The organism is Aureimonas sp. D3, assembly GCF_001463805.1.
Lineage (GTDB): Bacteria > Pseudomonadota > Alphaproteobacteria > Rhizobiales > Rhizobiaceae > Aureimonas > Aureimonas ureilytica_A.
In genome coordinates this window covers 86,793-96,149 of the sequence record NZ_BBWM01000053.1, presented here as the reverse complement: position 1 = coordinate 96,149, position 9,357 = coordinate 86,793, and the positions used below count along the sequence as shown (strand labels likewise).

At 62.9% G+C, this 9,357-nt stretch carries 6 protein-coding genes; 2 read left to right on the top strand and 4 right to left on the bottom strand.

The genetic code is table 11. The annotated features are described in order from the left end of the window. From AUL36_RS16105 to recA, 3 genes are all read right to left on the bottom strand, one after another. On the bottom strand, positions 1-419 hold a 419-nt coding region (locus AUL36_RS16105), incomplete at its 3' end, for an MFS transporter (protein ID WP_156418428.1). 361 nt (positions 420-780) lie between these two features. Then, on the bottom strand, positions 781-3,429 hold the full coding sequence (gene alaS, locus AUL36_RS16100) for an alanine--tRNA ligase (protein WP_062222388.1): 2,649 nt from the start codon (positions 3,427-3,429) through the stop codon (positions 781-783). A 169-nt stretch (positions 3,430-3,598) separates the two neighbouring features. Then, positions 3,599-4,678, bottom strand: coding sequence for a recombinase RecA (gene recA, locus AUL36_RS16095; protein ID WP_058602449.1), 1,080 nt, complete (start codon positions 4,676-4,678; stop codon positions 3,599-3,601). 146 nt (positions 4,679-4,824) lie between these two features. On the opposite strand from recA, the gene AUL36_RS16090 reads away from it, so the two are divergent. Next, positions 4,825-5,787 (top strand): PfkB family carbohydrate kinase, encoded by a 963-nt coding sequence (locus AUL36_RS16090; protein WP_062222386.1) that lies wholly within the window; start codon positions 4,825-4,827, stop codon positions 5,785-5,787. Next, positions 5,784-6,704, top strand: a complete 921-nt coding sequence (locus AUL36_RS16085) for a pseudouridine-5'-phosphate glycosidase (protein ID WP_062222384.1) — start codon at positions 5,784-5,786, stop codon at positions 6,702-6,704. Before AUL36_RS16090 ends, AUL36_RS16085 begins: the two co-directional genes overlap by 4 nt. Here the strand turns inward: AUL36_RS16085 and cckA are convergent, their stop codons facing one another. After that, complete coding sequence (gene cckA / locus AUL36_RS16080; protein ID WP_374700782.1) at positions 6,705-9,275, bottom strand: cell cycle histidine kinase CckA; 2,571 nt, start codon at positions 9,273-9,275, stop codon at positions 6,705-6,707. Between the last annotated feature and the right edge of the window lie 82 nt (positions 9,276-9,357).

The window sequence follows — 9,357 nt, the reverse complement described above, 5'->3', positions numbered from 1 at the left end:
CGCTCAGGCACGCTTTCCATCACCAGTGACGAGCCGATACCCCACTCACCGCCCATCGCGACACCGTAGAGCGTCCGCAAGACGATGAGAACGGTGAGGCTCGGAGAAAAGGCCGAAGCGAAAGCCAGAACGGAATAGATCAGAATATTGGCCATCATGATCGGTCGCCGCCCGAAGCGATCCGCCGCGAGGCCGAAAATCAGCGCCCCGACGGGACGGGCGGCGAGCGTTAGAAAGAGCGTATAGGACACCGCTTCGAGCCCCACGCGAAACTCCTGCGCGATCGCATTGAGGACGAAGACCAGTAGGAAGAAGTCGAACGCATCGAGCGTCCAACCGAGATAGGACGCGAGCAAGGTGTGACGCTGCGACGCGTTTAAGGATCTCAAGTCGCTGATGGCTGAACTGATAACGGACATCGTTCTGACCTCCCATTCCGCATGAATGATCCGCCAGCTGAACGATAACGCGGCCGTGATCGCCTTCAACGGAGTTCGGAAGAGGTGAACAGAAAGTTAGGTTTCCCTCGGGTCGCCCGCTGCGCAGTCAGGCGGCGACCTGAGCCAGCCTGCGGATCAAAGTGGCGCGGAACCACTTCTTGCGGCCGTCGGTCCGCGATGGGGCGGCGGCGGAATGGAAAAAGGGGCGGCCCATGAAGCCGCCCCTTATCAAATCAGCCTGTGTTTCCTCCCCGAACGAGCGCTGTCCGGGTTAGCATCGACTACGGCCACAGCCTGCCCTTAAGCTCCATCGGAGAATGACGGGAAGGCCAAAATACTCTTAGGATGCGAGCTTCGCTTCCACGGCGGCCACGGCGTCCTGCGCGCGATCCGCATCCGGCCCGCCTGCCTGAGCCATGTCCGGGCGACCGCCGCCGCCCTTGCCGCCGATCGCTTCCGAGGCGGCCCGGACCAGATCCACGGCACTGAAGCGGGAGGTCAGATCCTCGGTGACGCCGATCACGACGCTGGCCTTCCCGTCGGCCACGCCCACGAAGGCCACGATCCCGGAGCCGAGGCCAGCCTTGACCTCGTCCACCAGACCCTTGAGGTCTTTCGCCGCCACGCCGTCCAGAACGCGCCCCACAAACGACACGCCGCCGATCTCCTTGGGAGCCGAGGATGCGCCCTGCCCGTCTCCGGCCAAGGCCAGTTTCTTCTTGGCTTCCGTCAGCTCACGCTCTAGGCGGCGGCGATCCTCTGCCAGAGCCTCGACACGCTCCACGATCTCGCTCGGAGCGGCCTTCAGCGTCGCGGCAATCCGCTTCACGCGGGCGTCCTGCTCCAAAAGATAATCACGCGCAGCCGCGCCCGTCAGAGCCTCGACACGGCGAACGCCCGCGCCGACAGCACTCTCCGACAGAACATGGACCAGACCGATGTCGCCGGTGGAGCGGACATGCGTTCCGCCGCAAAGCTCGATCGAATAGGCCGCCTTCTCGCCCTTGGACTCGCCCATGGAAACGACACGAACCTCGTCGCCATACTTTTCGCCGAACAGCGCCATGGCTCCGAGCGCGATCGCATCGTCTACCGCCATGAGGCGGGTTTCCACGGATGTGTTCTGGAGAATGACCGCATTGGCCAGTTCCTCGACCCGCGCCAGCTCGGGAGCGTCCAAGGGCTTGGGATGGGAGAAGTCGAAGCGCAGCCGATCGGCCGACACCTGCGAGCCCTTCTGGGCCACATGCGTTCCAAGAACCTCGCGCAGACCCTCGTGCAGAAGATGCGTCGCGGAATGGTTGGACCGAATCTTCGAACGACGAGCGTGGTCTACCACGAGGTCAAGAGCCGCTCCGCGCTTCAGCGTTCCTTCGATGACCTTGCCCCGATGAATGAACAAGCCGTTGGCGACCTTTTGCGTGTCTTCCACTTCGAAGCGCACGCCCTCGCCTTTCAGGACGCCCGTATCACCGACCTGACCGCCTGACTCGCCGTAGAAGGGCGTCTGATTCAGAACCACGGCCGCAGCCTCGCCAGCCTTGGCTTCCGGCACCTCGGCGCCCTCGCGGACGATGGCGCGAACCTCGGCTTCGGCTGCTTCCGTATCATAGCCAAGGAACTCGGTCGCGCCTTCACGCTCGCGAATGGCGAACCAGACCGTTTCGGCCGCCGCCTCGCCGGAGCCGACCCAGCTCGCGCGGGCTTCGGCCTTCTGACGTTCCATAGCCGACTGAAAGCTGGAGAGATCGACGCCAACGCCGCGCGCGCGCAACGCGTCCTGCGTCAGGTCGAGCGGAAAGCCATAGGTGTCGTAAAGCTTGAAGGCGACTTCGCCATCGAGGCTGTCCCCCTGCGCGAGGTCTTGCGACGCCTCGTTGAGGAGGATCAGGCCGCGATCCAGCGTCGTCAGGAAGCGCTTTTCTTCTAACTTCAGCGTCTCGGACGTCAGCGCCTCGGCGCGCACGAGTTCAGGATAGGCGCGGCCCATTTCGGACACGAGCGTCGGCAGCAGCTTGAACAGGACGGGCTCACGCGCACCAAGCAACTTGGCGTGACGCATCGCGCGCCGCATGATGCGGCGAAGCACATAACCGCGCCCTTCATTGGAGGGCAAAACGCCGTCCGCGATCAGGAAGGCTGTCGCGCGCAGATGATCCGCGATGACGCGGTGGCTGGCCAGGGCATCGCCCTCGGCGCGCGATCCGATCGCCTCCTCGACGGCGGCGATCAGGCGGCGGAACAGATCGATCTCGTAGTTCGAGGTCACGCCTTGCAGGATCGCGGCGATACGCTCCAGCCCCATGCCCGTATCGATCGAGGGGCTCGGGAGTGCCACGCGCTCACCCGGCGAAACCTGCTCGAACTGCATGAAGACGAGGTTCCAGAATTCCAGGAACCGGTCACCATCTTCCTCGGCCGAACCCGGAGGGCCGCCCCAGACCGACTCGCCCTGATCGTAGAAGATCTCGGAGCAAGGGCCGCAAGGGCCTGTCTCGCCCATGGTCCAGAAATTGTCCGAGGTCGGGATGCGGATGATCTTGTCGTCGGAGAAACCGGCAATGCTCTTCCAGAGCCGCGCGGCTTCTTCGTCCTCGGAATAGACGGTGACGAGCAGACGGCTCTTGTCGAGCGCGAATTCCTTGGTGACGAGGTTCCAGGCGAGGCTGATCGCCTCTTCCTTGAAATAGTCGCCGAAGGAGAAATTGCCGAGCATCTCGAAGAACGTGTGATGCCGCGCGGTGTAGCCGACATTGTCGAGATCGTTGTGCTTGCCGCCGGCGCGCACCACCTTCTGCGCGGTCGTCGCCCGCGTGTAATCGCGCTTCTCCAACCCGGTGAAGACGTTCTTGAACTGCACCATGCCGGCGTTCGTGAACATCAGGGTCGGGTCGTTGCGCGGCACGAGCGGCGAGGAGGCGACCGGCTCATGCCCGTTCTTCGCGAAATATTGAAGAAAGGTCGACCGGATCTCGTTCACGCCACTCATGGAAAAACCTTCAATTGGGAAAACGCGGCCGGGGCATGGTTACCGCTCCGCGCAAGCCTTTTAGCGGCGAGGCAAAACCCTGTCTATGTCGGGCTTGCAACGACCATGCGAAGCCAAGAGACACCCTCATACGAAAACGCCCGCCAGAGAGGCGGGCGTTTTCTGTTCATCAGGCTTCGCCGTCGTCGTCGCCGTCCTCGGAGGGGCCGGCGTCCAGAAGCTTCTCCGCGATCAGGCCGGCGTTCTGGCGGATCGCCGATTCGACCTCCGCCGCCAAGGCCGGGTTGTCCCGCATGGTCGCCTTGGCGTTCTCGCGGCCTTGGCCGAGACGCTGGGAATTATACGAGAACCAGGCGCCGGACTTCTCGACGATGCCGGACTTGACGCCCAGATCGACGAGCTCGCCCATCTTGGACACGCCCTCGCCATACATGATGTCGAACTCGACCTGCTTGAACGGCGGGGCCAGCTTGTTCTTCACCACCTTCACGCGCGTCTGGTTGCCCGTCACCTCTTCGCGCTCCTTGATGGAACCGATCCGGCGAATGTCGAGACGAACCGAGGCGTAGAACTTCAGTGCGTTGCCGCCGGTGGTCGTTTCGGGCGAGCCGAACATGACGCCGATCTTCATGCGGATCTGGTTGATGAAGATGACCATGCACTTGGAGCGCGAGATCGAGCCGGTGAGCTTGCGCAGTGCCTGGCTCATCAGGCGCGCCTGCATGCCCGGCAACGAGTCGCCCATCTCACCTTCGATTTCGGCCCGAGGCGTAAGCGCGGCCACCGAATCGACCACGAGAACATCGATCGCGCCGGAGCGAACCAGCGTATCCACGATTTCCAGCGCCTGCTCGCCGGTGTCGGGCTGCGAGATCAGGAGATTGTCGAGATCGACGCCGAGCTTGCGAGCATAGACAGGATCGAGCGCATGTTCGGCGTCTACGAACGCGCAGATGCCACCGGCCTTCTGCGCTTCGGCCACAGTGTGCAGCGCCAGGGTCGTCTTGCCCGAGGATTCCGGGCCATAGATTTCGACAATGCGTCCCTTCGGAAGGCCGCCGATCCCGAGCGCGATGTCGAGGCCGAGGGATCCGGTCGAAACCGTCTCGATGTCGAGCTTCTCGGTTTGCCCGAGACGCATGATAGAGCCCTTGCCGAAGGCCCGTTCGATCTGCGAAAGCGCTGCATCGAGCGCCTTGTTCTTGTCCACCGAAGTATCCTCAACGAGACGGAGTGAGCTTTGGGCCATGAAAACAAGACCTTATTTCATGTGGGCGAACCGGGTGCAATCCGCTTGGCTGTGACGTGTATGTACTCTTTTCGTTCTCATCGTTCAAGGGATATTCCCTTTTTGTTCTCATTTGAGTTCTCAATGATCCCCCCGGAGAAAGCGGCATGAAGCTCCCTATCGACGGGTTGGATGTCGTCCTGTTCGGAGGGGCGCATCTCGACCGCGTGGCGCGGTCATCCGTGCCGTTTCAAGCGGCGGCATCGAACCCCGGTTCGTGCCGGGAATTCATCGGCGGCGCGAGCTTCAACGTCGCTCGCGCTTTGGCCCGGCAAGGCGCCGCCCCGCATGTCGTGAGCGCCCGCGGCGGCGATTCGATCGCGGCGTCCATCGAAATCGCCTTGGAAGCCGAGCGGATCGGAGATGGCGCACTATCCTGGCTGGATCGTCGCTCGGCCAGCTATACCGCGATTCTGGATGATACCGGCGAGTTGCGCGCGGCCGTCGCAGATATGGACATCTACGATCTCCTGACGCCCCGAGCGCTGAAACGCGCCCATTTGCGGCATCGCCTGAACGCGGCGCAGGCCTGCGTCGTGGATGCCAATTTACCAAGCGAAACGTTGGCCTATCTCTCCGAGCACAAGACGAACGGGCCGATTTTCGCGATTGCGGTTTCACCGTCCAAGGTTTTGCGCCTGCGGCCATGTCTGCCCCGGTTGACGGCGTTGTTCCTGTCCCGTGCCGAAGCCGCCTCGCTCGCAGGCCGACCGAAGGACAGCCCGGTCGAGCATCTCGCGCAGGCGTTACGCGAGCTCGGCCTACGACGGGCGATCGTGACGGACGGCCCGCGAGCGGCGGCTATTTTGGACGAAGACGGTCTCGTGCTTCAGTCGCCCCCCCAAGTCCCAGCTATTCGCGACGTGACAGGCGCGGGCGATACGTTGGCGGCGATCAACATTCTGGAATCGCTCACCGGCGCAAACTTTACTGAGGCCGCGCGCGTTGGAATGTGTGCCTCGGCGCTTCATATCGCGCACGAACTTCCCCCCCAGTCCTTGCCGCAATGCCGCTCCCTGGCGGCCGCGCTTCCCTCTCCCACCCCCGTCCACCAGGACCGATCCGCATGAACGACATGATCCATCTTTCTCCTTCCGTCGCCGAGGCCCTTCAATTCGGCCGCGCCGTCGTGGCGCTGGAATCGACCATCATCACCCACGGCATGCCTTGGCCGAAGAACCTCGATATGGCGCGTGAGGTTGAAGCCATCATTCGCGAGGAAGGCGCCGAACCGGCAACGATCGCCGTGATCGACGGCAAATTGCATGTCGGCCTGACCGACGCACAGCTCGAGACACTCGCGCAGACCAAGGGCGCTCTGAAACTCTCGCGCGCCGACCTCGCCTATGCCGTGGCGGCCGGTCGCACGGGTTCGACCACCGTCGCGGCCACGATGATCGCCGCGCGTTTGGCGGGTATCGAAGTCTTCGCGACGGGCGGCATCGGTGGCGTGCACAAGGGCGCCGAGACCAGCTTCGACATTTCGGCCGATCTGGACGAGTTGTCTCAGACGCGCGTCATCGTCGTGTCGGCAGGAGCCAAGGCGATCCTCGATCTCAAGAAGACCTTCGAAGTTCTTGAAACGAAGGGTGTTCCGGTCGTCGGCTACGGTGTGGACGAATTGCCCGCCTTCTGGTCGCGCCGATCCGGCATCGCAACGCCGATCCGGATGGATTCAGCCGACGAGATCGCCGAATTCCAACGCGTTCGCGAACGGCTCGACATCCATGGCGGTATGCTGATCGCCAACCCTCTGCCCGAAGAGCTGGAAATCGACAGCGCGACCATCGGCGGCTGGATCGATGCGGCATTGGCGGATGCCGATGCGAAGGGTGTCACCGGCAAGGCGACGACGCCATTCCTGCTTCAAAAGATTTTCGAACTCAGCGAGGGCAAGTCGCTGGCGACCAATATCGACCTCGTCCGCTCGAACGCTCGACTCGCTGCCCGCATCGCTGTCGGCCTCGCCAAGCGTCCGACCCGCTGATCATTCTTCGAGCGCCTCTTTAACGGCGACCGCCAAGTCACGGAGGGAGAAGGGTTTCGGCAGGAAGCCGAACTTTTCTCCCTCCGGCAGATTCTTGGCGAAGGCGTCCTCGGCATAGCCGGAGACGAAGATGAACTTGAGATCGGGCCGAACCTTGCGCATCTCGCGCAGCAGCGTCGGTCCATCCATCTCCGGCATCACGACGTCCGACACGACGAGATCGACCTTGCCGTCCAGCTCTTCCATCACGTCCAGCGCTTCCAGCCCACTCGCCGCCTCGTGGACATCGTATCCGCGCATCTTCAAAGCGCGTACGTTTCCGGCGCGTACATTGTCTTCGTCCTCGACGAGCAGGATGGACGCAGTGCCCGACAGGTCCATCTTGGCGCCTGCCGCCTGAACGCCCGACTGCTCGGGCCGCGGTGCGGCGATCTCCGCCGGAATGTGACGCGGCAGGAAGATGCGGAACACCGTCCCTTCGCCTTGTCGCGACTCCACGAAGATGAAGCCGCCGGACTGCTTTACGATTCCGTAGACCATGGAGAGGCCGAGGCCCGTGCCCTTACCGATTTCCTTGGTGGTGAAGAAGGGTTCGAAGATTCGCTCCGCGACATCGGCCGGCATACCCGAGCCCGTATCCGAAACCTCCATCAGCACGTAATCGGCTTCGATCAACTCGCCATAGCCGAAACCCGGCACTTCGGCGGCTGAAACGTTGCGCGTCGAAATCGTCACCGTTCCTTGCGTCGCCATGGCGTCGCGCGCGTTCTGCACGAGATTGGTGACGACCTGCTCGAACTGCCCGATATCGGCCATGACAGGCCAGAGATCACGCGCGTGGTGGCGCTCCAATTTGACGAGGTCTCCGGAGATGCGCTTCAGGAGAAGGTGCATATCCGCGATGACATCCGTCAGATTCAGCATCTTGGGACGCATGGTCTGACGGCGTGAATAGGCCAGAAGCTGCCGGACCAGCGAGGCCGCGCGATTGGCGCTCTGCTTGATCAGCAGGAGATCCTGGAAGGACGGATCGCCCGAGCGATGATTCAGGAGGAGGAAGTCCACCGACGCCGTGATGATTGTCAGGACGTTGTTGAAGTCATGCGCAATGCCGCCGGCCAGATTGCCGATCGCCTGCATCTTCTGGCTCTTGGCGAACTGGTCTTCGAGCGTGCGCTGCTGGGTGATGTCAACGCCATAGAGAATGGCGACTTCGCCGGTTCCATCGTGAATGTCGGCATTTGCGCTAACGTAGAGGCGCGTGGAGCGTACGGGCTCGCTCAGAAGCTCGGCATCCACCGGAGGAATGTCCGCCTGCCCGCGCGCGGCGGCTTGCAGCGCTTGCCGGATCGCCTCGCGATTCTCGTCGCGAACACAATCCATGATCGGCTGCGCGCCGATGGCGGCACTCTCGCCAAATAGACGACCGAACGCGCCGTTGGCACGCGCGATTCGACCGTTGGCGTCGAGCGCCGCAATGGCCATGGGAGACGAGTTGAAGAAGCGTGTGAATCGTACCTCGGCCGCGCGCAAGGCCTGTTCCTGCTCGCCCGCACCCACCCGGTTCAGAACGAGCGTGCGGGTGACGCCTTTCAGGCGCTCTCCGGCAGGTGCGAAATTGCGAAGAAGCCGAACAGGCAAGCGCTGGCCCGAAGACGTGACGAGGTCGAGATCGACCGATGAGATACCGCTGTCGTCGCGGATATGCTTCGTGCGGCGCAGCAGCGCCGCATCCTCCTCGCGCAGATAATCGAAGATCGACGGCCCATAAGGCTTGAACGATGCCAGATCGATCCGAAGCCATTCTGCGAGCGTCGCGTTGATATAGCCGAGACGACCCGAATCATCGGCGGCGAAGAAACCCGCCGGCGCGTGGTCGAGATAGTCGATGGCGTGCTGGAGATCGCGGAAAAAGCTCTCCTGCTCCTCGCGCTCCGGTGTGATGTCGGCGATCTGCCAGACTTGAAGCGAGCCGTTCTCGGCGGTCAGCGGGCGCACGGACGCGCGGTACCAGCGCGGCGAGGTTTCGGCGGTCCGGCTGCCGAGTTCGCGCGTCAGTCGGAACTCCTCCTGACCGACCATGCCCTCCTGCGCCAGATTGGCGAGCCGATAGATCGCTTCGGATGCCTCGGGCTCTCGCGAAAGAAGGCGTTCGAGCGTGCGAACCTCGCCGGCCGACTGAGCCCCGGTGCGAACCCCATAAGCCCGGTTCGCATAGACCACGCGCCCTCGCCGATCGGTCACGAGCGTTCCGGTCGGCAGATCGTCCAGAAACGCCTTGGCGATTCCCTGATCCATCCGCTTGAAGCCGAATTGCAACAGTCCGAGCGCCAAACCGAAGACGGCGGCGATCCCGACCATGGCCAGCAGACCGAAAATACCGAGAAGAGCGATCGCTCCATAGACATGGCCGAACAGGGCAAGTGTCGCCGCGAAGACGAAGAGGAACCCGGCCAGAAACAGGATTCGCCGCACCCCGGTCGAATCAGGATGGCGATCGATCAAGGGCTTGTCGCTCAGGGGAGTTGGCGCAACCGGCGCTGTCTGTTCCACAGGGGATGCTCCATGCATCGGCATCGGCCCTTCCGATAACGGGCTGGAAAGGTTACGACCAAACGGCGCGAAGCGCACGAGATTCTGTCGAATTTGCGCC

Coding starts and splice junctions, on each gene's coding strand:
- alaS (WP_062222388.1), bottom strand. CDS start 3,429: ATGAGTGGCGTGAACGAGATCCGGTCGACCTTTCTTCAATATTTCGCG.
- recA (WP_058602449.1), bottom strand. CDS start 4,678: ATGGCCCAAAGCTCACTCCGTCTCGTTGAGGATACTTCGGTGGACAAG.
- AUL36_RS16090 (WP_062222386.1), top strand. CDS start 4,825: ATGAAGCTCCCTATCGACGGGTTGGATGTCGTCCTGTTCGGAGGGGCG.
- AUL36_RS16085 (WP_062222384.1), top strand. CDS start 5,784: ATGAACGACATGATCCATCTTTCTCCTTCCGTCGCCGAGGCCCTTCAA.
- cckA (WP_374700782.1), bottom strand. CDS start 9,275: ATGCATGGAGCATCCCCTGTGGAACAGACAGCGCCGGTTGCGCCAACT.